The sequence below is a fragment of the Pseudomonas gingeri genome (genome assembly GCF_013386115.1).
Taxonomy (GTDB): Bacteria; Pseudomonadota; Gammaproteobacteria; order Pseudomonadales; family Pseudomonadaceae; genus Aquipseudomonas; species Aquipseudomonas gingeri.
The window spans coordinates 1,081,416-1,108,169 of the sequence record NZ_JACAOR010000001.1 but is presented as its reverse complement, the minus strand read 5'-3'; the positions used below and the strand labels follow the sequence as shown (position 1 = coordinate 1,108,169).

At 63.2% G+C, this 26,754-nt stretch carries 26 protein-coding genes; 8 read left to right on the top strand and 18 right to left on the bottom strand.

Features of this window, described 5'->3' with window-relative positions; all coding sequences use genetic code 11:
- Nucleotides 1–78: 78 nt before the first annotated feature.
- Nucleotides 79–273 carry a hypothetical protein gene (locus HX881_RS32645; RefSeq protein WP_146049170.1) on the bottom strand — a complete coding sequence of 65 codons (195 nt, stop codon included), beginning with the start codon at nt 271–273 and terminating at the stop codon, nt 79–81.
- 256 nt (nt 274–529) lie between these two features.
- Here HX881_RS32645 and HX881_RS04755 point away from each other — a divergent pair, with 256 nt between their 5' ends.
- Nucleotides 530–1,858: an OprD family outer membrane porin gene (locus HX881_RS04755; RefSeq protein ID WP_177083219.1), complete on the top strand. Its 1,329-nt coding sequence runs from the start codon at nt 530–532 to the stop codon at nt 1,856–1,858.
- Between the two features lie 94 nt (nt 1,859–1,952).
- On the opposite strand, the gene HX881_RS04750 is transcribed toward HX881_RS04755, so the two are convergent.
- Entirely contained in the window at nt 1,953–2,897 is a 945-nt protein-coding gene (locus HX881_RS04750; RefSeq protein WP_017126095.1) for a sensor domain-containing diguanylate cyclase, read from the bottom strand.
- Nucleotides 2,898–3,114: 217 nt separating this feature from the next.
- Here HX881_RS04750 and fabV point away from each other — a divergent pair, with 217 nt between their 5' ends.
- Nucleotides 3,115–4,311, top strand: a complete 1,197-nt coding sequence (gene fabV, locus HX881_RS04745; RefSeq protein WP_177083143.1) for an enoyl-ACP reductase FabV — start codon at nt 3,115–3,117, stop codon at nt 4,309–4,311.
- An 81-nt stretch (nt 4,312–4,392) separates the two neighbouring features.
- Here the strand turns inward: fabV and HX881_RS04740 are convergent, their stop codons facing one another.
- The 6 genes from HX881_RS04740 to gltP all read right to left on the bottom strand — a co-directional run bounded on the left by HX881_RS04740 (nt 4,393) and on the right by gltP (nt 9,733).
- Nucleotides 4,393–4,770 (bottom strand): cupin domain-containing protein, encoded by a 378-nt coding sequence (locus HX881_RS04740; protein WP_177083141.1) that lies wholly within the window; start codon nt 4,768–4,770, stop codon nt 4,393–4,395.
- A gap of 79 nt (nt 4,771–4,849) precedes the next feature.
- Entirely contained in the window at nt 4,850–5,677 is an 828-nt protein-coding gene (locus HX881_RS04735) for an AraC family transcriptional regulator (protein WP_177083139.1), read from the bottom strand.
- 120 nt (nt 5,678–5,797) lie between these two features.
- Nucleotides 5,798–6,310 carry a RidA family protein gene (locus HX881_RS04730; RefSeq protein WP_177083137.1) on the bottom strand — a complete coding sequence of 171 codons (513 nt, stop codon included), beginning with the start codon at nt 6,308–6,310 and terminating at the stop codon, nt 5,798–5,800.
- Nucleotides 6,300–7,208 carry a PhzF family phenazine biosynthesis protein gene (locus HX881_RS04725; RefSeq protein WP_017126090.1) on the bottom strand — a complete coding sequence of 303 codons (909 nt, stop codon included), beginning with the start codon at nt 7,206–7,208 and terminating at the stop codon, nt 6,300–6,302. The genes HX881_RS04730 and HX881_RS04725 overlap by 11 nt, the downstream gene beginning before the upstream one ends.
- A 99-nt stretch (nt 7,209–7,307) precedes the next feature.
- Nucleotides 7,308–8,147 carry a helix-turn-helix domain-containing protein gene (locus HX881_RS04720; protein WP_177083135.1) on the bottom strand — a complete coding sequence of 280 codons (840 nt, stop codon included), beginning with the start codon at nt 8,145–8,147 and terminating at the stop codon, nt 7,308–7,310.
- A 260-nt stretch (nt 8,148–8,407) separates the two neighbouring features.
- Nucleotides 8,408–9,733 carry a glutamate/aspartate:proton symporter GltP gene (gltP, locus tag HX881_RS04715; RefSeq protein WP_177083133.1) on the bottom strand — a complete coding sequence of 442 codons (1,326 nt, stop codon included), beginning with the start codon at nt 9,731–9,733 and terminating at the stop codon, nt 8,408–8,410.
- 225 nt (nt 9,734–9,958) lie between these two features.
- Between gltP and selD the strand changes: the two genes are divergently transcribed.
- Together selD and mnmH are read left to right on the top strand one after the other, a co-directional pair.
- Nucleotides 9,959–10,993: a selenide, water dikinase SelD gene (gene selD, locus HX881_RS04710; protein ID WP_017126087.1), complete on the top strand. Its 1,035-nt coding sequence runs from the start codon at nt 9,959–9,961 to the stop codon at nt 10,991–10,993.
- Complete coding sequence (gene mnmH, locus HX881_RS04705; protein WP_177083131.1) at nt 10,993–12,087, top strand: tRNA 2-selenouridine(34) synthase MnmH; 1,095 nt, start codon at nt 10,993–10,995, stop codon at nt 12,085–12,087. The genes selD and mnmH overlap by 1 nt, the downstream gene beginning before the upstream one ends.
- A 138-nt stretch (nt 12,088–12,225) precedes the next feature.
- On the opposite strand, the gene HX881_RS04700 is transcribed toward mnmH, so the two are convergent.
- Together HX881_RS04700 and HX881_RS04695 are read right to left on the bottom strand one after the other, a co-directional pair.
- Nucleotides 12,226–13,281, bottom strand: a complete 1,056-nt coding sequence (locus HX881_RS04700) for a permease (protein WP_177083129.1) — start codon at nt 13,279–13,281, stop codon at nt 12,226–12,228.
- Nucleotides 13,282–13,499: 218 nt separating this feature from the next.
- The gene (locus HX881_RS04695) at nt 13,500–13,937 is read right to left on the bottom strand and encodes an Lrp/AsnC family transcriptional regulator (RefSeq protein WP_017126084.1); all 438 of its coding nucleotides are present in this window, start codon (nt 13,935–13,937) and stop codon (nt 13,500–13,502) included.
- 132 nt (nt 13,938–14,069) lie between these two features.
- Between HX881_RS04695 and HX881_RS04690 the strand changes: the two genes are divergently transcribed.
- Nucleotides 14,070–14,966 (top strand): DMT family transporter, encoded by an 897-nt coding sequence (locus HX881_RS04690; protein ID WP_177083127.1) that lies wholly within the window; start codon nt 14,070–14,072, stop codon nt 14,964–14,966.
- Between the two features lie 144 nt (nt 14,967–15,110).
- Here the strand turns inward: HX881_RS04690 and HX881_RS04685 are convergent, their stop codons facing one another.
- Complete coding sequence (locus HX881_RS04685; RefSeq protein ID WP_177083125.1) at nt 15,111–15,893, bottom strand: SDR family NAD(P)-dependent oxidoreductase; 783 nt, start codon at nt 15,891–15,893, stop codon at nt 15,111–15,113.
- 102 nt (nt 15,894–15,995) lie between these two features.
- Here HX881_RS04685 and HX881_RS04680 point away from each other — a divergent pair, with 102 nt between their 5' ends.
- Entirely contained in the window at nt 15,996–16,550 is a 555-nt protein-coding gene (locus HX881_RS04680; protein WP_177083123.1) for a TetR/AcrR family transcriptional regulator, read from the top strand.
- A 4-nt stretch (nt 16,551–16,554) separates the two neighbouring features.
- Here the strand turns inward: HX881_RS04680 and cuyB are convergent, their stop codons facing one another.
- Both cuyB and HX881_RS04670 read right to left on the bottom strand, forming a co-directional pair.
- Nucleotides 16,555–18,030: a cysteate racemase gene (cuyB, locus tag HX881_RS04675; protein ID WP_177083121.1), complete on the bottom strand. Its 1,476-nt coding sequence runs from the start codon at nt 18,028–18,030 to the stop codon at nt 16,555–16,557.
- A gap of 11 nt (nt 18,031–18,041) precedes the next feature.
- Entirely contained in the window at nt 18,042–19,328 is a 1,287-nt protein-coding gene (locus tag HX881_RS04670; protein ID WP_177083119.1) for a cation:dicarboxylate symporter family transporter, read from the bottom strand.
- 281 nt (nt 19,329–19,609) lie between these two features.
- On the opposite strand from HX881_RS04670, the gene HX881_RS04665 reads away from it, so the two are divergent.
- On the top strand, nt 19,610–20,521 hold the full coding sequence (locus HX881_RS04665; RefSeq protein WP_103032468.1) for a LysR substrate-binding domain-containing protein: 912 nt from the start codon (nt 19,610–19,612) through the stop codon (nt 20,519–20,521).
- A 29-nt stretch (nt 20,522–20,550) separates the two neighbouring features.
- On the opposite strand, the gene HX881_RS04660 is transcribed toward HX881_RS04665, so the two are convergent.
- The 3 genes from HX881_RS04660 to HX881_RS04650 form a co-directional block, all read right to left on the bottom strand.
- Nucleotides 20,551–21,579 (bottom strand): polysaccharide deacetylase family protein, encoded by a 1,029-nt coding sequence (locus HX881_RS04660; RefSeq protein ID WP_177083117.1) that lies wholly within the window; start codon nt 21,577–21,579, stop codon nt 20,551–20,553.
- Between the two features lie 35 nt (nt 21,580–21,614).
- Nucleotides 21,615–22,925, bottom strand: a complete 1,311-nt coding sequence (locus tag HX881_RS04655) for an MFS transporter (protein ID WP_246356438.1) — start codon at nt 22,923–22,925, stop codon at nt 21,615–21,617.
- A gap of 103 nt (nt 22,926–23,028) precedes the next feature.
- Nucleotides 23,029–23,430, bottom strand: coding sequence for a tautomerase family protein (locus HX881_RS04650; RefSeq protein WP_017126076.1), 402 nt, complete (start codon nt 23,428–23,430; stop codon nt 23,029–23,031).
- A gap of 97 nt (nt 23,431–23,527) precedes the next feature.
- Here HX881_RS04650 and HX881_RS04645 point away from each other — a divergent pair, with 97 nt between their 5' ends.
- The gene (locus HX881_RS04645; protein WP_177083113.1) at nt 23,528–24,469 is read left to right on the top strand and encodes a LysR substrate-binding domain-containing protein; all 942 of its coding nucleotides are present in this window, start codon (nt 23,528–23,530) and stop codon (nt 24,467–24,469) included.
- A 40-nt stretch (nt 24,470–24,509) separates the two neighbouring features.
- On the opposite strand, the gene HX881_RS04640 is transcribed toward HX881_RS04645, so the two are convergent.
- Entirely contained in the window at nt 24,510–25,439 is a 930-nt protein-coding gene (locus tag HX881_RS04640; protein ID WP_017126074.1) for an AEC family transporter, read from the bottom strand.
- A gap of 159 nt (nt 25,440–25,598) precedes the next feature.
- On the bottom strand, nt 25,599–26,663 hold the full coding sequence (gene ada, locus HX881_RS04635; protein ID WP_177083111.1) for a bifunctional DNA-binding transcriptional regulator/O6-methylguanine-DNA methyltransferase Ada: 1,065 nt from the start codon (nt 26,661–26,663) through the stop codon (nt 25,599–25,601).
- Nucleotides 26,664–26,754 lie beyond the last annotated feature (91 nt).

Sequence of the window (26,754 nt, the reverse complement as noted above, 5' to 3'; positions counted from 1 at the left end):
CGCGGGTAAATGTTGTTATTTACATGGCAACCAGGAATAGCGCCCATGACGAGTTCCTTGAATTGATCAAGTTATGAATTATTGTTTCCGGTTAAAAAAAGCTACTGCACCAGGTACAGTAGCTAAAGTCTTAACCAAAGGATGATGAAGAAGAGTATGGCCCAATAACTGTTCCAGCAACGCACCGGAAAATAATTGAGGCATAACTTTGCCATCGGCGAGAACAGTACCACTGTCGTTCGATGATCGCTTATCACCCGTATCAATAGTCACTATTGATACAAACCTGCCGGATTGTATCGGCGCTCATGCTAAAAAATCGCCACTCGGGGAGCACCCGATACAACAAGAAGGGCATGAGCCTGTCATTGCGTCGTGACCATCGAGCACGACATCGCTGTATTAGCTCGCCTGCCATTACCCGGTTTCCTTCGACCATCCGCCCGGACCCGCAACCTTCTTGCGCAGCCCACGGTTGGCGCTGGATGCCTTATTGATAGAACCAAGGGGAAGTGTAATGAGGAGCGCAATCAAGTCGGCAAAATGGAACCTGGTCACACTGGCGGTTTCACTGGGGCTGAGCCAGATGGCGAGCGCCGCCGCGGTCAGCGATCAGGCCGATAGCAAGGGGTTGGTGGAAGACAGCAGCCTCAATCTTCATCTCAAGAACTACTACTACAACAGCGATCGCAAGAACGGCAACGCGGACCGCAAGGACTGGACCCAGGGCGTGCTCGGCAACTTCAGTTCCGGCTTCACCCAGGGCACGGTCGGCTTTGGCGTGGACGCCTACGGCTTCTGGGGCATCAAGCTCGACGGGGGCGCCGGGACCTCTGGCACGGGCAACCTGCCGGTACGACGCGACGGTTCGCCGGAAGATGACTACGGTACGGCGGGTGGCGCACTCAAGGTGCGGATCTCCAAGACCGAATTGCGTTTCGGCGACCTGCAACCCACCGCGCCGGTGTTCGCCGCCGGCGGCACGCGCCTGATGCCGCAGACCGCCACCGGCTTCAACCTGCTGAGCAGCGAGATCGCCGGGCTGGACCTGGACGCCGGGCACTTCACCGGAGGCAATGGTCCGGTCACCACCAACCACGACCATGACCTGTTTGCTTCCTACGCCAATATAGCCGCCAAGAGCATCGATTATGTCGGCGGCAAGTACACGGTCAATGACAATCTGCTGTTCAGTCTCTACGGCTCCGAACTGGAAGATATCTGGCGCCAGTACTACGCGAACGCCAACTACACCCTGCCATTCTCCGAAGGCAACTCGCTGAACTTCGATTTCAATATCTACCGCACCAATGACGAAGGCCAGGCCAAGGCCGGCAGTATCAATAACACCACCTGGTCGCTGGCGGCCGCTTATACTTTCCTGACGGCCCATACAGTGACCGTGGCCTATCAGAAAGTGCATGGCAATACACCTTTCGATTATGTGGCCTTTGGCACTAACGGCCCTGGCGATACGGGCGATTCGATCTTCCTTGCCAACTCCGTGCAGTATTCGGACTTCAACGGTCCGGGGGAAAAGTCCTGGCAGGGACGTTATGACCTGAACATGGCCAGCTACGGTGTGCCGGGCCTGAGTTTCATGGTCCGTTATGTCTACGGCGATGATATCGACGGTACGAAGATGGCCGCCGACAGCCCGTATCGCAACTACCAGTACGGTGAGGACGGTAGCCATCACGAAACCAACCTGGAAGCCAAGTACATCGTCCAGGCCGGGCCGCTCAAGGATCTCTCGGTGCGCATGCGCCAGGCCTGGCATACCGCCAATAACGACCAGGCCGAGGGCGACGTGAAGGAGTTCCGCCTGATCCTCGACTATCCGATCTCCATTCTGTGATGGATTGACGGGCGCGCACCGCTGGCGCGCCCGACACGTCCCTGCAGGAGCCGGCAAGCCGGCTCCTACATGTTCTGCATTCCGGGCATGCTCGTCAGTCGCTGAAATTGCCGTACTCGGCACCCATCCGGCCGTTGCGCTTGACCCGGTACAGCAGTTCGTCGACCTTCTCGACAAAGCTCAGTGCCGCCTCATCGACCGCGGGGCGGATGGTGCCCACCCCGAGGCTGAGGCTCAACAGCCCGGAAACCGCTGACTTCTCGTGCTCGATCTGCTGCTGGCGCACCAGTTGCAGGCATTTCTCCGCCACTTGCCGGGCCTTGTCCGCCGGCGTTTCCGGCAACAGCCAGATGAACTCCTCGCCGCCGATCCGGGCAATGAAGTCCCGTGGTCGATTGGTCGCCAAGGACAGTGTCTGTGCCACCTGGCGCAGGGCTTCGTCACCCTTGATATGCCCGTAGTGGTCGTTGTACTGCTTGAAGAAATCGATATCGAGGATGATCAGCGACAGCGGCAACTGGTTGTTCTGGGCATACTCCCACTCGCGGGCGAGCACGGTGTCGAACATGCGGCGGTTGGCGATGCCAGTCAGGCCGTCCTGGAACGAGTATTCCTCCAATTGCTTCTGCAGGCGGATCAGGTGTTCTTCGGTCTTCTTGCGCTCGCTGATATCGAACATGAAGCCGATCAGCGCCTCGACTTCGCCGTCCTTGCGCACCACATGCACCACGTCACGGATCCACACGTAGTCGCCGCCGCTGGTCAGCGCGCGATAATCGGCTTCGTGGTCGACGCCGGCCTTGGATTGCGACACACAGAAGTTCACCACATATTCGCGATCATCCGGGTGCATGCGTGCCACCCAATCATCGACCCCGACCCAGCTGTCCGGGGTCCAGCCCAGCAAGGTCTCGATCTGCGGGCCGATATAGCTGAAGGTCATGGTCCGCCAGTCGATTCGCCAGGGAATCGCCTTGGTGGATTCAAGCAGGGTCTTGTACACGTCACTATCGGTTTCGGCGGAAGGCGTGGCGCTCATGGTCGGGTCAGGCTTCGCTGGCGGAGATGGGCGCTAGAATGTTGCGCACACGGCGCGGAATCAAGATCCAGGCGATGCAAGGCAAGGGATTTTGCTTTCCCCGCGCGGGCCTGTGTTGTAAAAGCAGTGACGCATCGGCTTTTTGAACGTCTATGACTAGAATCCGCGACGCTGCAATCGTCAGTGTCGATATCGGCCTAAGAGAAAAGGGGACCTTATGATCATCAAACCACGCGTTCGTGGCTTTATCTGTGTGACCACCCATCCGGTGGGCTGCGAAGCCAACGTCAAGCAACAGATTGACTACGTCACCCAGCAAGGCCCGGTCAATGATGGACCGAAGAACGTCCTGGTGCTCGGCGCCTCCACCGGCTATGGCCTGGCCGCACGCATTACCGCCGCGTTCGGTTGCGGCGCAAAGACCCTCGGGGTGTTCTTCGAGCGTGAAGGCGATGAAGGCAAGCTCGGCACCGCCGGCTGGTACAACAGCGCGGCGTTCCACAAGTTCGCCGACGCCGAGGGCCTGTACGCCAAGAGTATCAATGGCGACGCCTTCTCCGACGAGGTCAAGCGCCTGACCATCGAAACCATCAAGCGCGACCTGGGCAAGATCGACCTGGTGGTCTACAGCCTGGCGGCACCACGCCGTACCGACCCGAAGACCGGCGAAGTCTACAGCTCGACACTCAAGCCGATCGGCAAGTCGATCACCCAGCGTGGCCTGAATACTGACAAGGAAGTGGTTGTCGAGACCACCCTGGAGCAGGCGACCCAGGAAGAAATCGACGGCACCGTCAAGGTCATGGGTGGCGAAGACTGGCAACTGTGGATCGATGCCCTGGACGAAGCCGGCGTGCTGGCTGACGGCGCAAAAACCACCGCCTTCACCTACCTGGGCGAAAAGCTGACCCACGACATCTACTGGAACGGTTCCATTGGCGCGGCCAAGAAGGACCTGGACCAGAAGGTCCTGAAGATTCGCGAGCGTCTGGCGGCCAAGGGCGGCGACGCACGGGTATCGGTACTCAAGGCCGTGGTGACCCAGGCCAGCTCGGCGATCCCGATCATGCCGCTGTACCTGTCGCTGCTGTTCAAGGTGATGAAGGAGCAGGGCGTCCACGAAGGCTGCATCGAGCAGGTCTATGGCCTGTACAAGGACAGCCTGTACTCGCCGACGCCGATTCTCGACGAAGACGGTCGCCTGCGTGCCGACTACAAGGAACTGGCGCCTGAAGTGCAGGATCTGGTCGGCAAGCTGTGGGACCAGGTGACCACCGACAACCTCAATGAACTGACCGACTTCGCCGGCTACAAGGCCGAGTTCCTGCGTCTGTTCGGCTTCGGTATCGAAGGCGTGGACTACGAGGCGGACACCAGCCCGGACGTGGTTATCCCCAACGTGATCCAGGCCTGAGCCAACGGCCTGCGGGCGCGGACTTGAATCCGCCCCGCAAGCCGTCGACCGATGATGATCCGCGGCGTCAACCCTGGCGCCTCAGATCCATACGTCGTTGGCCGCCGTGCGCTCGCCCACTTCGGCGCCGGTGTTCAGTACCCCACGGGGTTCCACCAGCAGCAACTTCACTTCCTTTTCCGCATACGGCTTGTGCTCGACTCCCTTGGGCACCACCAGCATCTCCCCCTGTCCGAGCATGACCTGGCGATCACGAAAGTCGATGCGCAACAGGCCCTCCAGGACGATAAAGGTTTCATCGGTGTCGGCATGGGCATGCCAGATGAAATCACCCTCGATCCTGGCCACCTTGAACTGATAGTCGTTCATTTCGGCCACGACCTTGGCCTGCCACTGTTCGTCGAACAGGCTGAATTTTTCGGCGAAGTTGACGGGTACGAGTGTCTGCGGGGTATTCATGGGACCGGCCTCCGGGGAAATCACGAACCGCCAGCCTAGCGCCGTCCACCCGGGGATTCTTGTACGATCGTGCAACGCCTCAGCGGCGTGGGTTGCCGGCCAGTCGCTGCATTTTCTGCCAGTGTCCCGGGGCCAGGCCGAAGGTGGTACGGAACTGGCGGGTCATGTGGCTCTGGTCGGTGAACCCGGCCATCAGCGCGGCCTCGCTCAGCGAGTGGCCCTGCACCAGCAGCGAACGGACCAGGTCCAGCCGGCGCATGCTCAGGTAGCGATAGGGGCTGGTGCCGAACAGCAGGCGGAAGTCGCGGCACAGGTTCCAGCGGTCGCGACCGCTGTGCTCGGCCAGTTCATCGAGGGTTACGGTGCGGTCCAGCGCGCTGTGAATGAACTCGCGGGCCCGCTCCGCCGCCTGGTAGTCGAAGCTGCGACGTTTGCCCGGCGCACCGCAGACCGCGTTCAGGGCCTGGGCCAGGTCGAAGATCGCATCCTGTTCTTCCAGCGGGTCGAGGGCGTTGTCCATGCTCTGCAGCAAGGCTTCGGTGGCGACCCGCAGACGCGGATCGGCACTCAGCCCGCCGGGCACGAAGGGCAGGGGCTGGCCGCCGAGGGCCGACTGGATCAGCGAAGGCTGCAGGTAGATCATCCGGTACTTGAAGCCGTCGCGGGTTCCGGCCTCGCCGTCGTGCACCTCGTCCGGGTGCAGCACCATGGTGCCGCCGGGCAGGCTGTGACGCTGGCTGCCGCGATACTTGAAACTCTGCACGCCGCTCAGGGTGCGGCCGATGGCGTAGGTGTCGTGGCGGTGGAGCGTGAAGCCGTGCCCGGAAAAGAACGCTTCGAAGCGTTCCATCTGGCTGGACTGCGGTGCGCGCTGCACCCAGTCGACATTCGGCGTTTGCTTGCCCATGGCCCTGTCTGCCCTTTTCCTGACCGAGATACGCGGCATCGGCCTGGCCGAATGTCCGCGTCCTCGGATAGTAAAGGAAAATGCCGGGCGCTGCTTGGCGCCAAGCTCCAGTGCCGCCCTCTAGTCCCGCAGGCGCACCACCCCCTCGATCTCGACTGCCGCGCCACCGGGCAGGGAATGCACGCCGATGGCCGAACGGGCGTGCCGGCCGCGCTCGCCGAATACCTGGGTCAGCACCTCGGAAGCGGCATTGATCACCTCGGACTGGGCACCGAACTCGGCCTGGGCACGCACGTAACCGGTGATCCGCACCACCTGCCCGACCCGTTCCAGGTCACCGTCACAGGCCGCCGCGACAATCGACAGGAAGTTCGCCAGGCACAGGCGCGCCGCTTCCCGGGCCTGCTCGATCGACAGTTGCTGGCCGACGATCCCGGTATGGCGGATTTCCTCGTTGTAGCGCGGCACCTGGCCGGACACCCACAGCAGGTTGCCCTCGCGCAGGCCCAGCTGGAAGTGCAGGGGGGCCACGAAACGCTGCGGCGGATCGGGGTAGAGTGCCTCCAGCCGGGCCTTGAACGGCGGCAGGAGGTCACTGAACGGCAGCCACTGGGGCTTCGGATCAGGCGCCATGAACGTCTCCCGCCGGCTGTTGCTCGGTGGCAAAGGCGCTGTAGCCGCCGACAAAACAGCCGGTCGGTGTGGTGCCGCCGTGGCCCAGGTCGAAGCGTACGTAGATATCCGAGGGACGCCCCATGGCGCGGCCCTGATGCACCAGGATCGGCGTTTCACCGGCCTCGATCATGCCGTACTCCAGCAGGCCGAAGGCCAGGGCCGTCGCGGCGATGCCGGTGGCGGCGTCTTCGGGGTAACCCGAGGCCTTGGGGAACTGGCGGCTGTCGAACTGGCGCTCGACGCCAGGATGCGGGCAGAACAGGTAGAAACCGGTGGAGTCCAGCAGCTCGCACAAGGCTTCGATCCGTGGCGAGTCAGGCCGGGCGGCATCCAGCAACTCGGGGCTTTTCACCGGAATCAGGGTCTTGACCCGGCTGGTGGCGGCGTTGAGGAACGGCAGGTCGAGGATATCGGCGGGCTGCAGGCCGATGGCTTCAATGATCTGCCCGCGCAGCTCCGGACGCTGCAGCGTTTCCACGGTGCCCAAGGGCTGGGAAATCTCGATAAACGGGTCTTCGAGTCCGCCGTCCTGGACATGGGCGGTCACGGTGCCGCTGAGGGTCTCGATGGACAGCCGGCTGCGGTCCAGCTTGCCGAGCTTGTGCAGCAGCCAGACCGTGCCGATGGTGGCGTGGCCGCACATGTTCATTTCGTGCAGCGGGACGAAAAAGCGGAAGCGGTAGTCGTTGGCGCCGGGTTGTTCGGGGTTGAACGCAAAACCGCTTTCATGACCGTAGGCGCGGGCGATGGCGGTCATCTGCTCGGCCGCGAGGCCTTCGGCATCGACGACGATGGGCGCCGGATTGCCGCCGCCACGCTTGGACTTGAACACTTCTACAACCTGTACATCACTCATACCAGACCTCGAAAGACGGGAGACGAGGTCGATTGTGGCAATGGCGCCGGGACGGCTCTAGGTCGATCGGGTCGACGATGCGGACATTTGGGCCATGCCTCAATGAGGCTTGCGCAGGTCGCTGGGCACCCGCCCCAGGTAACGCTTGAACAGGCGGGCCAGGTAGGAGGGTGAATCGATGCCTACCGCCAGGCTGACTTCCAGGATCGACAGCGAGGTGCTGGAAATCAGCCGGGCGGCGGTCTCCACCCGCGTGCGGTTGGTGAAGTCCACCAGGGTTTCCTCGGCAAAGGCCTTGAACAGACGGGTCAGGTGGCGGCGCGACAAGTGGAACTGGTAGCCGATGGTGTCGACATCGAGGTTGTCCTGCAGGTGATCGCGCACGTACATCTGGATGTCGCGCACCAGCAGGGCGTTGCGATGGCTCTCGGTGCCTTGCAGCGTCGGCTGCTGGCGCGCGATCAGTCGTGCGCATTCCTCGAACAGCAGGTGATTGAGATGCGGCAACTGGCGATTGAAGGCTTCGGCGGACGAGGCCCGGGCGAGCTGGTCGTGCAGGCGCAGGATGCTGTCCAGTGCTTCGCTGCCCTGCCAGATCCCGGAGCGCGTGGCCTGGGTGGCGAAGCGGTCGTAGCCGGCGAGCTGCCCATGGTGGGCGATGTAGTTCGAGTCGATATACAGCGTGATGTGTCTTTCCCGGCCGGGGGCGGCCTGGGTCGAGTGGGCGAAGTCCGCCGGTACCAGGGAAAACGCCTGGCGCGAGACGTGCACCGCGTTGCTCGTGCTTTCGGTCGACAGGAACAGCCCGCCCTGACGCGGCAACAGCAGCATATGACAGTCGTGGGCGTGCCAGTCCTGGGCATAGCCGGTGCTTTCGCTGATCTCGAAACGGAACACATTGGGCGACATGCCGCTGAGCTTGGGCGATAAATGGGCCATGGGATTGACCTCCAGGGTGGTCATTCAGGGGGATCGCGTCATCGTTCACGTCCATCGCCAGCAAGCCGGCTCCTACAGGCTGGCGTTCCACCACGAAGATAGTGTCACGGGCAAGACTTGCAGGAGCCAGCAAGCCGGCTCCTACAGGCTGGCGTTCCACCACGAAGATAGTGTCGTGGGTAAAACTTGTAGGAGCCGGCTTGCTGGCGATAGGGCCCGTCAGAACACCGAAGGCCTCTGTGGCGAGCCTAGTCTATCCGTTAACGCACCGGGACAAACGCCTGCTCGTCGTCTGGTTGTGGCTTCGACAGCGATTTCCAGTAGCGCTCGCCAACGGCATCGTCGTACATGCCTTCCCAGCGGGCCACCACCAGCACCGCCAGGGCATTGCCGACGATGTTCAGGGCGGTGCGGGCCATGTCCATGATCCGGTCGACACCGGCGATAAAGGCCAGTCCTTCCAGGGGAATCCCGACGCTGCCCAGTGTCGCCAGCAGCACCACGAAGGATACCCCCGGCACCCCGGCAATACCCTTGGACGTGACCATCAGCGTCAGCACCAGGGTGACCTGTTGCCCCAGGGACAAGTCGATGCCGTACAACTGCGCGATAAAGACCGCCGCGATGCTCTGGTACAGCGTCGAACCGTCGAGGTTGAACGAGTAGCCGGTCGGCACCACGAAGCGGCTGATGGCCCGCGGTGCACCGTAGGCTTCCATCTTCTCGATGATCCGTGGCAACACGGTTTCCGAACTGGCGGTGGAATAGCCGAGGATCATCTCGGCCTTGAGGATCCGCATCAGCTTGAATACCGAGAAGCCGCAGGCGCGGGCCACCAGGCCGAACACCACCACGCCGAAAAAGGCGATGGCGGCATAGACCAGGCCGACCAGGCGCGCCAGCGGCCACAGCGAGGCGAAGCCGAAGTTGGCGACCGTCACCGAAATCAGCGCGAACACCCCCAGCGGGGCATAACGCATGATCATGTGGGTGACCTTGAACATGCTCTGGGAAACCCCTTCCAGTACACTCACCAGCGGCAGGCGCAACTCGTCCTTGAGGCTCGACAGGCCCAGGCCGAACATCACCGAGAAAAAGATGATCGGCAACATGTCGCCGCGCACGATGGCCGCGAAGACATTGGACGGCACCAGGTTCAGCAGGGTGGTGATAAAGGCGTGGTTGGCCTGGACCTCGTTGGTGGTCTTCTCGTACTGCGAGATATCGGTGGTGCCCAGCAGGCTCATGTCGATGCCATGGCCCGGCTGGAACAGGTTGGCCAGGACCAGCCCGACAATGATAGCCAGGGTGGTGATGACCTCGAAATAGACCATGGTCTTGAAGCCGATGCGCCCGAGCTTCTTGCCGTCGCCGACCCCGGCGATGCCGACGATCAGCGAGGAAATGACGATCGGGATGACGATCATCTTGATCAGGCGGATAAACAGGTCGCCCGCCGGTTGCAGGATCGTGCCGATCCACCAGGCCTTGTCGCTGCCTGCGTGATGGAGTAGCGCGCCGACGGCGATGCCCAGGATCAGACCGATCACGATCTGCCAGGCGAGGCTCAGTTTTGCCTTGGTCATAGTAGGTGGGTTCCCATGTTGTTAGATGTAGATGCGGGGCGCCGGGGTGAGCAGAGGCTCGCCGCTTGTGCCGTGCAGCGGTAGCGCAGTTCGATGTTGAGCTTCGGATCGGCACTCATGGATGCCGATCGGGCCGGCCATGCTCACGATTGGGCCATGGCTCGTACGGGCTGAGCGACGGCGGCTCTGTTAGACTCGGTGAATTTGAGATCGCGAGGTGTACCGATGAGCGAACCGATTCGCCTGACCCAGTACAGCCACGGCGCAGGCTGTGGTTGCAAGATTTCGCCCCAGGTGCTGGAAGTGATCCTCGCCGGCAGTGGCGCCCAGAACCTGGACCCGAAGCTCTGGGTCGGCAACGCCTCCCGCGACGACGCGGCGGTGTATGCCATTGATGAGGAACGTGGGGTGGTCTCGACCACCGACTTTTTCATGCCGATCGTCGACGATCCCTTCGATTTCGGTCGGATTGCCGCCACCAATGCCATCAGCGACATCTACGCCATGGGCGGCGACCCGCTGATGGCCATCGCCATTCTCGGCTGGCCGGTGAATGTCCTGGCGCCGGAAATCGCCCGTGAAGTGATCCGTGGCGGCCGCGCCGTCTGCGACGCCGCCGGTATCCCGTTGGCCGGCGGGCACTCGATCGATGCCCCCGAGCCGATCTTCGGCCTGGCCGTCACCGGCCTGGTGGACAAGCGCCATATGAAGCGCAACGACACCGCCACCGCCGGTTGCACCCTGTACCTGACCAAGCCCCTGGGCATCGGCGTGCTGACCACCGCGGAAAAGAAGGGCAAGCTGCGCAACGAGGACGTCGGCGTGGCCCGCGACTGGATGTGCACCCTGAACAAGCCTGGCAGCCGCTTCGGCAAGCTGGCGGGCGTGACCGCGATGACCGATGTCACCGGCTTCGGCCTGTTGGGGCATCTGGTGGAGATGGCCGACGGCAGCGGTCTCACCGCGCGCATCGTGTATGAACAGGTGCCGCGCCTGCCGGCGGTGGAGTACTACCTGGACCAGGGTTGCGTGCCCGGCGGTACGCTGCGCAATTTCGACAGCTATGCGAGCAAGGTCGGCCCCCTGCGCGAACTGCACAAGCGCGTGCTGTGCGACCCGCAGACCAGCGGCGGCCTGCTGGTAGCAGTGACGACCGAAGGCCAGGCGGAGTTTCTTGCCGTCGCCGCCGAACTGGGCCTGGCCCTGGAGCCCATCGGCCAGTTGGTGGAGCGACAGAGCCACGCGGTAGAGGTGCTCTGATGTCCGGCGATATCACCGACTACCGCGAACTGTTTCTCAACGATGTGCCGATGATGGACACCCGGGCCCCGGTCGAATTCGCCAAGGGTTCCTTTCCCGGCGTAATCAACCTGCCGCTGATGACCGACCTGGAACGCCAGCGGGTCGGCACCTGCTACAAGCAGCACGGCCAACAGGCGGCCATTGTCCTCGGTCACCAGCTGGTGTCCGGCGATATCAAGGCGGACCGGCTGCAGGCCTGGGCCGATTTCACCCGGGCCCATCCCGATGGCGTGCTGTATTGCTTCCGTGGCGGCCTGCGCTCGAAGATCGTCCAGCAATGGCTCAAGGAAGCCGGGATCGACTATCCGCGTGTGACCGGCGGCTACAAGGCCATGCGTACCTTCCTGCTGCAGAGTATCGAGCAGGCGGTGGCGCAAGCCGACTTCCTGCTGTTGGGCGGCATGACCGGGACCGGCAAGACCGATGTGATCGTCCAGTTGGACAACAGCCTGGACCTGGAGGGACACGCCAATCATCGCGGTTCCAGTTTCGGCAAGCGCGCCACCGGGCAGCCATCCAATATCGACTTCGAAAACCGCCTGGCCGTGGACCTGCTGAAGAAGCGTGCCCGGGGTATCGGGCAGTTCGTGCTGGAAGACGAGAGCCGCATGGTCGGACGTTGTGCCTTGCCGCTGGCGCTGTACCAGGGCATGCAGCAGTTCTCCATGGTCTGGCTCGAAGACAGCCTGGAAAGCCGGGTCGAGCGGATCCTGCGCGACTATGTGGTGCAGCTCTGCGCGGAATTTGTCGCGGTGCATGGGGAGCAGGGGTTCAAGCTGTTCGCCGAGCGGTTGCTGGCGAGCCTCGACAACATCCACAAGCGCCTGGGCGGCGAGCGTCATCAGCGCATGCGCGGGTTGATGGCCGATGCCCTGGCGGAGCAGGAGCGCAGCGGCAGTGTCGACCTGCACCGCGCCTGGATCCAGGGCCTGCTCAACGAATACTACGACCCGATGTATGCCTTCCAGCGGGAAAGCAAAGGTGCGCGCATCGAGTTTGCCGGCGAGCAGGCGGCGGTGCTGGAGTACCTCAGGGCCCGTCGGCGCACCTGAGAGTCTGAAGATGCCGCCTATGGGAACGGGCTTGTGTCGGAGCAGAACCTGTGGGAGCGGGCTTGCCCGCGAAGAGGGCCTGGAGGCCGCCAGAAGCTTCGCGGGCAGGCACCGCTCCCACACGGATTCTCGGTGGGTCTAGAGAATCACCACCGCCACCAGGCCGCTGACGATCCCCACCAGCATGGTCAGCACGGCCACGGTAACCAGGACCCGGGCATCGAAGTCCTTGCGCAGCATCAGCAGCGACGGCAGGCTGATGCTCGGCAGGGTCATCAGCAGCGCGACAGCGGGGGCGGTGCCCAGGCCCAGGGTCATCATGGTCTGCACGATAGGGATTTCCGCCGCAGTCGGAATCACGAACAATGTCCCGATGATCGCCAGCGGCACCAGCCACAGCAGGCTGTTGCCCATCGCCCCGTCGACATGGGGAAACAGCCAGACCCGTGCCGCGCCCAGCAGCAGGACCGCCAGGATATAGATCGGAATGGTGCTCCAGAACAATTGCCAGAGGGTCTTGCCCCAGCGGGCGAAGAAGCCCCGGGTGTCCGCGTTGCTGGCTTCGGCCACCGCTTCCACGGCCGGTTCGGGCAGGGTTTGCGGGCGCGAAATGCGCTGGGCGATCAGTGATACCCCGAGCACCAGCACCAGGCCGGCCACCAGGCGGATCGCACTGAAGCCCCAGCCCAGTACAAAGCCCATGAACACCAGCGTGGCCGGGTTGAGCACCGGGTTGGCGATCCAGAACGCCAGTGCCGCGCCGACCGAGACATTCTGCCGGCGCATCCCCGCGGCCACCGGGGCCGCGCAGCACGAGCACATCATGCCGGGCAGGGCGAACAGCCCGCCGCGCAGGGTCGAACCGAAGCCGGCGCGACCGAACAGGCGCAGCAGCCAGTCCCTGGGAATCAGCACCTGCAGCAACGAGCCGAGGATCACCGCCAGGACCGCGGCTTTCCAGATCGCCAGGAAATACACCTGGGCATAGGCCAGCGCGGCGGCGACCGGCGAGGCCGGATTGTCATTGATGATCGACGCGCCGATGCTGTGGCTGTCGGCGGCGACAAAGGCCTTGGCGTAATAGGGCGACCACTTGACGTAGTACAGGCCGATGGCGGCGATGGCGAGAAACAGCAACGGTTTCCACCAGAGCGACCAACCCCGGGCAGGGGCGGTGGAGGTAAGTGAAGTCATGGGGAGCGGTGTCCGGAAGCGAGTGAAGGATGATGGGTGAATGATAACCCAGGCCCTGGCCTTCGCCACGTCATTCCCCGCCGAAAGCCTTGTAGGAGCGGGCTTGCCGGCTTGACACCGTGGGAGCGGGCTTGCCCGCGAAGATTTTGAGCGGACGCGAAGCGTCCCATAAGGCATGCCCACGCCGGAGCATGGCCACGATCAAAACCTGTGCGGGATCAGGTCATCGGTGGCAGGCGCCGCTTGACCGGGGTTTTCTTGACGATGGCGGTGTTGGTCTCGGCATGGCTGTTGAGGCGGTCGAGCAGGGTATCCAGCTGTTCCATGTCACGCACATGCAGGCGGGCGATAAAGCAGTCGTCGCCGGTGACCTTGTCGCATTCGGTGAATTCCGGGATGGCCTGGATCTGTCGCTCCACCACCTGCAACTGCCCGGGCAGCGGCCGGATACGCACGATGGCCTGCAACAGGTAACCGAAGGACTTGGGCTCGACTTCGACGGTGTAGCCCCTGATCACCCCGCGTTCCTCCAGGCGACGCAGGCGTTCGGCGACGCTGGGCGAGGACAGCCCGCTGATCTGCGCCAGGGCCTTGAGGGAGCGCCGCGAGTCTTCCATCAGCGCCGTGAGCAAGAGTTGGTCAATCGCGTCAGTCATACTGGCCTCGTAAGGTGATATGAAGATTCTGCCTTGATAAAAAAGGCAAGTTCGATATTCAGCCTGTCATAGGCGCTGGAGAAGCGCCAGGCCCGCTTGGCATACTTTTGTCATCTGCCAAGGAGTCGAATCATGCATCAATCACTGCATCGCGGGTCGCTGGAAATGGTCGCGGCCATGTTGATCTCGGGAACCATCGGCTGGTTCGTGCTGGTGTCCGGCCAGCCGGTACTGGACGTGGTGTTCTGGCGTTGCCTGTTCGGCGCGCTGACCCTGCTGGCGATCTGCGCCGCCATGGGCTTTTTGCGGCCGGGCATGCTGACCCGGACCACTTTCCTGCTGGCGGTGCTCAGCGGGGTGGCGATCGTCGGCAACTGGGTGCTGCTGTTCGCTTCCTACTCGCGGGCCTCGATTGCCATCGGCACGGCGGTCTACAACGTCCAGCCCTTCATGCTGGTGGGGCTGGCCGCGCTGTTTCTCGGCGAGAAGATCACCGTGCAGAAACTGTTCTGGCTGACCCTGGCCTTTGCCGGAATGCTGGCGATTGTCAGTGCCCATGGGCAACAGGGGGAAAGTGGCGGTGACTACCTGTTGGGCATCGGTCTGGCCCTGGGGGCGGCGCTGTTGTATGCCTTTGCCGCGCTGATCATCAAGCGCCTGGCGGGGACGCCGCCGCATCTGATCGCACTGATCCAGGTCTGTACCGGCGTGCTGTTGCTGGCGCCATGGGCGAATGTGTCAGGACTGCCGGCGCAGACCAGTGCCTGGGGTAGCCTGCTGACCCTGGGTATCGTCCATACCGGCGTGATGTATGTGCTGTTGTATGGGGCGATCCAGAAGTTGCCGACGGCCCTGACCGGAGCGCTGTCGTTCATCTATCCGATTGCGGCGATCTTCGTCGACTGGTTCGCCTTCGGCCATCGCCTGGAGCTGTTGCAGTGGCTCGGCGTGATCGCGATCCTGCTGGCGGCCGCGGGCATGCAACAGGGTTGGACGCCCTGGGCACGCCGGGTTGCAGCGCGCGGATAATGATCGTTCCCACGCTGGCGCATCTGATCGTTCCCACGCTCCAGCGTGGGAATGCCTTTCTGGACGCTCTGCGTCCGCTCTTGTGACGCAGAGCGTCACGATCTGCATTCCCACGCGGAGCGTGGGAACGATCATGCCCCTGAATCAGTTGCGATAACGCGCCGCCGGCAGCACCTGCATGTAGTTCGGCAACATCGCCAGGCGCGCGGCTTCCAGGGCTTGCCACTGGCCTTCGTCCGGCAGTGGCGGAATGGTCACGGTTTCGCGGCGATCGAAGCCCACCAGCGCCGCATCTACCAGGTCATCGACCTCCATCACGGCTGACAGATCCTCGACCCTCTTGCCGGAACGCTCCCAGATCTCGGTGCGGGTGGCCGACGGCAACACCGCCTGCACATACAGGCCCTGAGCGCCCAGTTCGATATTCAGCCCCTGACTGAGGAACAGCACGAAGGCCTTGGTCGCCCCGTAGACCGTCAACTGGATTTCCGGGGCCAGGCCGACCACCGACGCCACGTTGATGATCGAGCCGCCACCGGCCTTGACCAGGCGCGGGGTGATGGCGCTGGTCAGGCGGGTGAGGGCGGTGATGTTGAGGTTGATGATCTGGCTCACCACGTCCGGCGTCTGCTCGATAAAGGTGCCGGTGCCGTTCATGCCGGCGTTGTTGACCAGGATACCGATGCTGGCATCGTCCTTGACCCGTGTTTCGATGCGGGCCAGGTCGTTGGCATCGGTCAGGTCGGCCTGCAGCACGTCCACCGTCACGCCGGTTTCGCCGCGCAGGCGCTCGGCCAGCACATCCATGCGGGCCTTGTCCCGGGCAACCAGGACCAGATTGTGTCCACGCTTGGCGAAACGGTCGGCATAGACGGCGCCGATACCGGTGGAGGCGCCTGTGATCAGAACGGCAGGTTTGACGGTCATGGCAAGTAATCCTCGTTGCGTTGATTTAATCATGATGAATGTCATGTTTAGTAAATATGATCGCTGTCATGTATACTGTCAAGCCTATCAGCGGAGGTTCGGATGAAAGTCAGTCGCGAGCAGGTTGCGCAAAACCGCGTGAATATCCTCGAGGCCGCCAGCCGGCTGTTTCGGGCCCACGGCTATGAGGCGGTCACGGTCGCGCAGGTGATGAAGGCCGCGGGCTTGACCCATGGCGGTTTCTACGGATATTTCGCCTCGAAGGACGATCTGGTGGCCCAGTCCCTGGCCCATGTGTTTTCCACGGCGCCGCCGGCGGGAGCCGATGTGGCGGCTTATGTCACGCAGTACCTGAGTGCCGCGCACCGCGAAGACTGTGCCGGCGGTTGTCCGATGGCCGGCCTGGCCTCGGAAACCAGCCGCCAGGCCCCCGAGGCGCGGGCGCAGATGAGCAGCAGCATCCGGCGCCAGATCGCCCGCCTGAGCGAAGGCCTGCCCGGCGCCACGGCCGGGGAAAAACGCCGCGCCGCCACCGGCAACTGGGCGGCGATGGTCGGTGCCATGGTGCTGGCGCGGGTGTGTGACGATCCGCTGATGGCCGACGAACTACTCAAGGACACCCGCGACTGGTTGCTGGAGAAAGACCGGCCCGCCTGACGGCTCAGGCTTCGGGTTGCGACTCGCAGGCCAGTGCCTGGCGCACGCAGCATCGGGCGAGCAGGGTGGTCGGGTCGATCAGGCTGACCACGCCGCTGTCCAGGGCAAACCGCTCGGCATGGGGCAGGATCAGGGGCAGTTCGGTGCACCCGAGAATCAGCACCGAGGCCCCGGCCTGGCACAAATGGTCGGCGGCTTCGAGCAACTGCTCGCGGCAAAGGCCGTCGGTGTACCCGGCCTTGACGCCCCGTTCGCCATAGATGGCCGCCATGACCAGCGCCTGCACCGCAGGTTCGGGCTCGATCAGCCGCAGCCCCAGCTGCTGCGCAACCTCATGGTAGACACGACTCTGCAGGGTGCCTGAAGTGGCGAGCAAGCCGACGATTTTCCCCGCGCCATGCCGATCGGCGATATGGCGGACGGTCTCGCTGAGCATATTGATGATCGGCGTGCGCAGGTAAGGCTGGATGCGCTCGACAAAGGCATGGGCGGTGTTGCAGGGAATGGCGATGGCGTGGGCGCCTTCCTGCTCCAGGCGTTTGCAGGTGGCGTACAGCGCCATGCTCGGGTCGGTGGCCTGGTGCAGCAGGTTGGCGGTGCGGTCGGGAATCTGCGGGTTCTGCTCGACCACCATCCTGATATGGTCCTGATCCTTGTCCGCCGGTGTGTGCCGGATCACCTTGGCCATGAAGTCGACCGTCGCCGCCGGGCCGACACCGCCGACGATGCCCAGCTTGAACCGCGGCGGCGGACCCTGGTCGCTGGCCCGGGTCGCGTAGTCGGCGTAGAGCTGGTTGGCATCGAGCAACGGAACGCCGCGGCGTTGCAGATCGAGGCTGACCAGCGACAGCTCGGTCATGCCTGGCAGGATCAGCGCCACGTCCTGCTCCAGCAGTTCCAGGCAGGCCTGGTGCAGGTGTTCCAGGGGCGGTCCGTCGAAACAGCCATCCTTGATCCCGTCGACACCGTACATGGCGTCCATCAGGCGGGCCTGAGTGGCATCGCCGGGATAGACCAGTTCATGGTCGGCGCCGAAGTAGCGCTCGAACAACCCGCCATGGCGCACATAGTCCGAGGTCAGCACGCCCAGCCGGCTGCCCCGGGGCAATGTCCGCTCGACCTGCTGGCGCAACGCGCCGAGCAGGTCGAATACCGGGATGTCCAGCTCGGCCTGGATCTCCTCGCGAAAGGTATGGCTGGCAAAGCACGGCAGCAGAATGGCATCGGCACCGCCACTCTCCAGGGACTGGCACATCTGGAACGCATAGAACTTGCGTGAGCTCATGCTGGCGTCGCGGTCCAGTGGCAGCAGCACATCCTTGAACGGGTGTTGCTCGAACAGAAAGTGATAGCGGCCCTGGTCGGCCAGTACCGAACGGCTCCTGATCAGCTTGAAGAACAGGTCGCCTCCGGCCAGCGAGCCGAGGCCCCCGACGATGCCGAAGGTCTTGCCGGGTGTGCTGGAGTTGTTTGCTTTCATGATGACCAGACTCAAGCCAGGGACGATACGGTGGGTGCGCTGCGAACGGGGGTATCGGCGGGCGTGTCCGTTTGCGCGCCGTCTTCCATCTTCGCCACCACGGCGGTGGCGATGCTGTTGCCGACGATGTTGGTCGCGGTACGGCCCATGTCGAGGAACTGGTCGATGCCGATGATCAGCAACAGGCCGGCCTCGGGCAGGTTGAACATCGGCAGGGTCGCGGCAACCACCACCACCGAGGCCCGGGCCACGCCGGCCATGCCCTTGCTGGTGACCATCAGGGTCAACAGGATCAGTGCCTGCTGGGTGAAGCTCAGGTCGATGTTGTAGGCCTGGGCGATAAACATGATCGCGAAGGCCTGGTACATCATCGAACCGTCGAGGTTGAACGAATAACCCAGGGGCAATACAAAGCTGGAAACGCGCTTGGGCGTGCCGAATTTCTCCAGGGCCTCGATGGTCTTGGGATAGGCCGATTCGCTGCTGGCGGTGGAGAAGGCCAGCAAGACCGGTTCGCGGATCAGCTTGCCCAGGCGCCATACCGAACGGCCGAGGAACAGGTAGCCGGCACCGAACAGCAGGGCCCAGAGCAGCAGGATGCCGAGGTAGAACTCACCGATCAGCTTGCCGTAGTCCAGCAACAGGCCAAGACCCTCGGTGGTGATTGCGGCGGCAATGGCGCAGAACACGCCGATGGGCGCGAAACACATCACATAGTCGGTGATGCGGAACATGATTTTCGCCAGTTCATCCACCAGGTTGCCGATGCCGCTGTGGCCCTGTTTTTTGAGGAAGGACAGGGCAAAGCCGAAGAACAGCGAGAAGATCACGATCTGCAGGATCTCGTTGTTGGCCATGGCTTCGGCGATGCTGCGGGGAAACACGTGGCCGATAAAGGTCTTGAGGCTGAAGTCGCCGATATTCACTGGTACCGCGGCCGCGCCGGCCTGTACTTGCAGGTTGAGGCCCGCACCGGGCTGGAACAGATTCACCAGCAACATGCCGATCAGCAGGGACAGCACCGAGGCGCTGACAAACCAGGTCATCGCCTTCAGGCCGATCCGGCCCACGGAGCGCGAGCTGCCCATGCTGGCGATCCCGCCCACCAGGGTGGCGAATACCAGCGGGGCGATGATCATCTTGATCATGCGCAGGAAGATATCGGTCACCAGGCTGAAATAGCCGGCCAGTTCCCTGGCGGCCTTGGCGTCGCCGGCGTAGCGGTGGCACGCCCAGCCCACCAGGATGCCGAGGACAATCGCCAGGGCGATTTGTTTTGGAAGTCGTTTGCTGTTCACAGGAACACCCTCAAGGACAGATCGTTGTTTTTTTCATCACGTGGCGACACGTTGGATGGGGTTTCAGCAGGGGCAAGTCGAAGCAGCGGCCGCTTGTTCTTGTTGTGTGTGGCAAGGGCCGATGTCGCCAGTCTATGGGCGACCGCGGGACTCGATGATGAGTAAATGCCATACACTCATGCGTAATCGGAATAGTTTGCCGGCGCTGATTGCCCGACACTGGCGCCTGTCTCCGACTACCCGTCCTCATCATCGCCCCATAGCCATCGTCGGGAGCCACCATGCAGATCAAGTGGATAGACGACATCCTCGCGGTTGCCGAACTGAAGAACTTTTCCCGCGCGGCTGAAGTGCGCTGCATCACCCAGTCAGCGCTGTCGCGGCGGATTCGTTCCCTGGAGGAGTGGGTCGGGGTGGAATTGGTGGATCGCGGCACCTATCCGGTGCAACTGACCCCGGCGGGCCGGACTTTTTGCGAGCAGGGCCGGGAAACCCTCGCCGACCTCATGGAACTGCGCTCGACCCTGCGCCATGGCGACCGCATGCCCGGGCGTTCGATCCAGGTCGCGGCCGGGCACAGCCTGTCGATGACCTTCCTGCCCAAGTGGCTGATGCGCTTCCAGCGCGGCAACGCCGGCTTCAATGCCCGGGTCGTGGCGGCCAATATCCATGACGCGGTCATCGCGCTGGCGGAAGGCGGCTGCGACCTGATGATCGGTTATCACCATCCCCAGGCGCCGATCCTGCTCGACCCGGAGAAGTTCATCAGCCTGACCCTCGGGCATGACTCGTTCATCCCGGTGTCGGCGCCGGACAAGCGCGGGGCGCCGCTGTATGCCTTGCCCGGCAAGAAGAGCGCGCCGTTGCCTTACCTGGCCTACACCGCCACGACCTTTCTCGGGCGGGTGGTGGAGGTGATCCTGAAAAACGCCGACAGCCCCTGCGAACTGAACCGCTGCTATGAAGCCGACATGGCCATGCTGCTGATGAAGATGGCCCAGGAAGGCTACGGCATCACCTGGCTGCCCGAGAGCGCGGTGCTCGACGAGTTGCACAAGGGCACGCTGGTCCGCGCCGGCGGCCCGGCCTGGAGCGCCGACCTGGAAATCCGTTCCTATTGTTCGGTGGCCAATGCCAACCCGACCATGCGCGAGTTGTGGAAATCCCTGGAGGCCGAGCGGCGCCCGATCTGAACGCGCTCGCCCGTTGCCGCGCGCAAGCCTCAGATCGTCTCGGTTTCCCTGAACGAAAGCGGGCTGCCCAGGGTGTAGCGAGCGATTTCATCCTTGCGCATGAACTTCACCCCATGATGACTGTTGGCGTATTTCAGGAACTCATCCCAGACCCTGACCATCTGGGGTGAGCCGCTGATGCGGTCGTGGGCGCTGATGGACATCATCCGACGGCGCGTGCTGCCTTCTTCGTAAAGCTGGTCGAAGTCGAGCTTGACCTGTTCCAGGAACTGGCTCGGCGAGTAGTTGCGACCTTCGATCAGGAGGATGTCGTTGTTGCGCAGGGTATAGGGCACCACCACGAAATCCTTGTCGTTCACGGGCTCTATAAAGGGTTCGTCGCGACTGAGATCGTCGATATGGTAGAGGTAGCCGAGTTCCTGGAGCAGCGCCAGGGTGTTCGGGCCGCGTCGCAGCCAGTTGCAGTTGTAGCCGACGGGTTTCTGGCCGGTGACCTCTTCGATCATGTCCCGCGCCTGTTGCAGGAACAGTCGCTCTTCGTCACGGCTCATGGCGTATTGCGAACTCCAGCGTGGCCCGTGCCCCGCCGCTTCGTGACCGCGCCTGACGATCTCCCGGGCCAGTTCGGGATGATGTCGGGCGGCCTCGCCGATCATGTGGCAGGTGACCTTGACCCCATGACGATCCCAGAGGTCCAGCATCCGTGGGATACCCTCCCGGTAGCCGTAGGCGAACCAGGTATTGGTGGCTGCGTCCGAGGGGACGCTGTCGGGAAAGTCGACGCGGGGGAAGGGGCTGTCAGTGCCTTTTGGCGGTTGGCCACCGGCTTCGAACTGCATGGACACCGACACCACCAGGCGGGCATCGGCGGGCCAGAACCGGCCTTCGCCGCTTCGCGCCTTGCCGGCGGCGGTGCTGCCCGTCGCCGCCATTGCCGGAGATATCAACGTGCCGGCCGCGAGAATGGCCGCCCCGGCCCCGGCCTGCTGGATGAAGGTCCGCCGCTGGGGATTTTCGGGCAGGTGCTGGGCGTCGGTGGTCGAGTCGTTCGGTTTCATGGGGTTGCCTCGGGGTTGGGCGTGACAAGGCACTGTCACGACATCGGTTTGAATGCTGGGGTGCGTGCGGGCCTGTTGTTCGCGCCGTGGCCCAGCGTCAGCAGGCCCGCCAGCAGCGCCGTGACACTCAGGAACACGATGGCGGTGCCGGTGTGTTGGCTTCGGTCGATCAGCCAGCCCATGACGCTGGGGCCGACAAACCCGGAAAGGTTGCCTACGGAGTTGATGAACGCAATGCCGGCTGCGGCCGCCACACCGTTCAGGCGTTGGGTGGGCAGGTTCCAGAACAGCGGCAATGCGGACAGGATGCCGGCGCTGGCCAGCGTCAGGCCGAACAGCGACAGGACCATCTGCTGGTCGCTGAGGACCGTGACGAGGAAGCCCGCGCTGGCGACCAATGCCGCGAGTCCCACATGCAGGCCCCAGCGGCGGGTCCTGTCGGCACTGCGTGCCACCAGATTCATCGCCACCGCCGCGCACAGGTACGGGATTGCCGATAGCCAGCCGATGGTCAGCGTGTCATTGACGCCAGCGCCCTTGATGATCGTGGGCAGCCAGAAATTGATCCCGTACAACCCCATCAGCAGCAGAAAATAGATCAGTGAAAACATCAGGGTGATGGGGTTGAGCAGTTCCTTGAAGCGATGGGCATGTGGTTGGCGGTCGGGCGTGGCCAGGTCGTTCAGCAGCAGGGCTTTTTCTTCACTCGACAACCAGGCGGCCTGCTTGGGCGTGCTTGGCAGCAGCCAGTAGACCAGGCCCGCCACCAGTACCGATGGCAGCCCCTCGACCAGGAACATCCAGCGCCAGCCTGCCAGGCCGTGGGCTCCGTCCGTCACCGACATGATCCAACCCGAGACCGGGCCACTGATCACTCCCGCCAGCGCGCTGGCTGTCATGAACAGGGTGGTCATGCGGCCACGCCGCTGTGCCGGAAACCAATAGGTCAGGTACAGGATCACCCCAGGAAAGAAACCGGCCTCGGCCACACCGAGAAAGAAACGCTGGAGATAGAAAGCTGTCGGTGTCTGGATAAACATGGCAGCGGCCGAGACCAGTCCCCAGGTCAGCATGATGCGGGCGATCCATCCCCGCGCGCCCAGGCGGTGCAACAGCAGATTGCTCGGCACTTCGAAGAGGAAGTAACCGAGGAAAAAAATCCCGGCGCCGAGTCCATAGGCACTGGCACTGAGTTGCAGGTCGGTCGCCATCTGCAATTTTGCCGTGCCGACGTTGACTCGATCGAGAAACGCCAGGACCTGAGCCAGCAGCAACACCGGCATCAAGCGCCAGGTGATACGCAGGTACACCGGGTCCAGTCGCCGGGACGGCTCGCTGGGAGGCAAGACGGTATCCGGGCTGCCGTCTTGGGGTGGGAGCAAGGGATCGCTGGAGAATGACGAATTATTCGAGTTGTATGTCATGACGACTTTCCAAGAGGGGCGTAGGTCAGGAAATCGGCGCGGCGTTGAATGTCAGGCCGCTCTGTTGTCGCGAATCGGTTTTCAGGTAGGAAGAGCGCTCGGCACTTTCGATGAATACGCAGCATTGCCACCAGAAAGGGCTATCGAATGCGTTGATCGCCGCCACCAGGCGGTCGTGGATGATCTGCGCCATTTGCCGCTGGACTTCCCTGGGGCGGGGGTTGGTGGTGATCAGCCTGGCAATCACGAATTCCGCGTGCGGATCGTTGCCGGCCAGTGCCGCGTGGCAGGCATGAACGCGACTCTTGAAATCGCCCAACTGCGCATGGCCGGTCGCGGCGAGGTCGATATGGATCGTGTGCATGATCTGCATGAAATCCAGGCGGCTTAAAAGTCCGGCCGTGCTTTCAACGACGATGTGGGGCATGGCGACTTTCTCTCGAACGGCAGGTGAGGCTTCATTTAAGCAAGCGTGCACCGCATAATAAAATTATGTCTGTCTTGCTGAAATATAAGGCTGCCTTATGAATACCGCCGCTATCGACCTTCGCCTGCTGCGCAGTTTTATTGCCACCGCCCGCCTGGGCAGCGTGACCCGGGCCGCCGACCTGCTGCATCTGACCCAGCCGGCGCTGTCGCAGCATCTACGTGAATTGAGGGGCTTGATGGGCGTGCAGCTGCTGGATCGGGTCGGGCGCGGCGTGGCCCTGACGCCGGCGGGTATCGAGCTGTTTGGCCTGGTGGAGCCGTTGCTCGAGGATCTGGACACGGCCCTGGCTTCGGTGCACGGGTTATCGAGGGAAGTGAAGGGACGGTTGCGGATCGGGGCCATCGACACCTACTCACGGGCGCTGGTGATTCCGGCGGTCGCCGAACTGCTGGTCGCTCACCCGGAACTGAAAGTCTCGATTGAAGAAATGCCCGCTGCGCAGATCGACAGGGCGCTGATTGAAAACGAGATCGACATTGGTCTGGCGTTTTCCAACCTGTCCAGTCCCGACATCAGCCAGTGCACGCTGTTCGAAGAGGTCCTGGCGCTGATCCGCCTGCGCGCGGATAACGACAGTGGCGGTGCGCGCGTTTCGATGCAAGAGTTGGCAGGCATGCGGTTGGCCTTGCTCAATCGCAACTTTGCCATGCGACGGCAAATCGACTCGGCGTTCTCGCGAGCCGGACTGCCGTTGGATGTACGTGTAGAAGCGGCCAACGTCGATTCACTGGTGCGGCTGGTTGACCGAGGCGATTGGGCGATCATTGCCAGTCCGCTGGCCATCGATGACGTCGAGCGATTTGAGGTGCGGCAAATCGACCACGGCGACCTGAGTCGTATCGCGGCATTGCGCTGGCGCCGCGGTCGCTCTTTCTCCGCCGCCACTCTGGCGTTCAATCACGTGCTGATGGGGCGACTCCAGCGATTGCCAGGCATCCGCTTGTCCGATGAGGCGCAAGCGATGTCGCAAGCCTGATGGGCCTTGTTCAGTCTCGACAGTGGCCGGGACGTGGTCGTCAGTTGCCGATCAGGTAGAGGCAGATCGACAGGGTCACCAGCGATCCCAGGGTGGAAATCAGGATCGCGCTCGATACCACCGAGGCTTCGCGCTTGTAGTACTCGGCCAGCATGAACGGCCCGGTGCCGGTGGGCAGGGCACTCAGCAACAGGGCCGAATTGGCCCACAGCGGTGGCAGGTGGAAGACCTTGAAGGCAAGGAACCAGGTCAGCAGCGGGTGGGCGATCAGCTTGATCAGCACCAGCAGTGTCACGCCCTGACGAGGGCCCTGTTGCTTGTGGGCGAGGAACAGCCCGAGGGAAATCAGCGCGCACGGAATGGTCGCGGCGCCCAGCAGGCCGAGGAACTTCTCGAACGGTGCCGGCAACGGCGCGCCGCCCCAGGCCCACAGCGCGCCGAGCAGCGGTGACACCACCAGCGGGTTTTTCGCCAGGGCCAGCAGTACCTTGAAGATGATCCGATGCACCTGACGCTCGGTCTGCAGGCCGATCTCGATACACACCAGGGCCAGTCCGAACAGTACGCAGACCACCAGCAGGGAGGCGATCAATGCCGGTTCCAGACCATTCTGACCCAGCACCATCACGCACAGCGGAATGCCGATATAGCCGGTATTGGCATAGGACGCACTGAGGGCGTCGATGCTCGCATCGGCGAAATGCCCGGCCTTGCGCCAGCGCAGCAACAGGGTCAGGACAAACATCGCCAGCGTACCGAGAGTGAACGCAAGGACAAAACCCGGGTGCCAGATCTGCTCCCAGGTGGCTGTCGCCGTGGCCTTGAACAGCAAGGCCGGCAGGCACAGCCAGACCACCATGCGATTGATCTCGGAGGCCGCGTTGGGCCCCAGGCGATTGGTGCGACGGCAGATGAAACCGACCAGGATCAGGGCAAAGATGGGCAGCAGAACGCTTAATACGGAAGACATTGAAGCGGAAGCCTTGGACATGCGCGGGTGGGTGGGGAAGGGTAAAGGGGGAGATCGTTAGCTTGCAATCTTTACCCGCGATGTTTCATGAGAAAGCGATCCGGCGCAATCGCGGTTCCCGGGCCGGTCGCGCCGGGTCGGCGGCGCGACCTTGTCGTGTCAACGGGCTTCGCGGTCCAGCAACTGCCGCTTGCGTTCCACCCCCCAGCGATAACCGGACAACTCGCCATCGCTGCGCACCACCCGATGGCAGGGGATCGCCACCGCCAGGCTGTTGGCGCCGCAGGCCTGGGCCACGGCGCGGAAGGAGGTCGGCGCGCCGATCATCCGGGCGATCTCGGCATAACTCGCGGTACTGCCCACCGGAATGCTGCGCAATGCCTGCCAGACCCGTTCCTGGAAGGCTGTGCCGCGCAGGTCCAGTGGCAGGTCGAGGCCGATGGCCGGCGCCTCGATAAAGCCCACCACCTTGGCCACCAGTTGCTCGAACTCGCCGTCGCCGCCGATGAAATGGGCCTGGGGGAACTTGTCCTGCAGGTCCCTGGCCAAGGCATCCGGATCATCGCCGAGGAGGATCGCGCAAACGCCGCGCTCGCTCTGTGCCACCAGGATCGCGCCGAGGGAGCACTGGCCGATGGCAAAGCGTATGGCGGTATTGGCGCCGCCGGCGCGGTAGTCGGAGGGTTTCATGCCGAGCACGCCGTTGGAAGCTTCGTAGAAACGGCTGCTGGCATTGAAGCCGGCCTCGTACAGGGCCTCGGTGACCGAACCGCCGCGGGCCAGTTGCGCCCGCAGCTTGCCAGCCCGGTGGGCCGCTGCGTAGGCCTTGGGCGTCAGGCCGGTGACCGACTTGAACACCCGGTGGAAGTGAAACGGACTCAGGCCCAGTTGTTCCGCCAGGGGATTGAGCGAAGGCGTGCTGTCCGACGCCTCGATCAACTGGCAGGCACGGGTCACCAGGGCCACGTGCTGCTCATTGGCCGAGGTCTGGTCGGCGGCGGCGCGGCGGCTGGGCCGGTAGCCGGCGGCCTCGGCCTGCTCGGCCGTGTCGAAGAATTCGACATTCTCCGGCCGGGGCCGGCGGGCGCCACTGCTGGGCCGGCAATACACGCCCGTGGTGCGCACGCCATAGACAAAGTCGCCATCGGCACTGGCGTCGCGCGTCAGCACGGCCTGCCAGCGTGGATCGCGTTCCACCGGGGTTGCCTGGATCGAAGTATTCATGGTGCTCTCCTATCGGAAGATTCAGTTCTCGCTCAGCTTAAGGGCGCTACGAGACCGGAAAACTCCGAGTCTTGCGGTTGAATTCTACTGT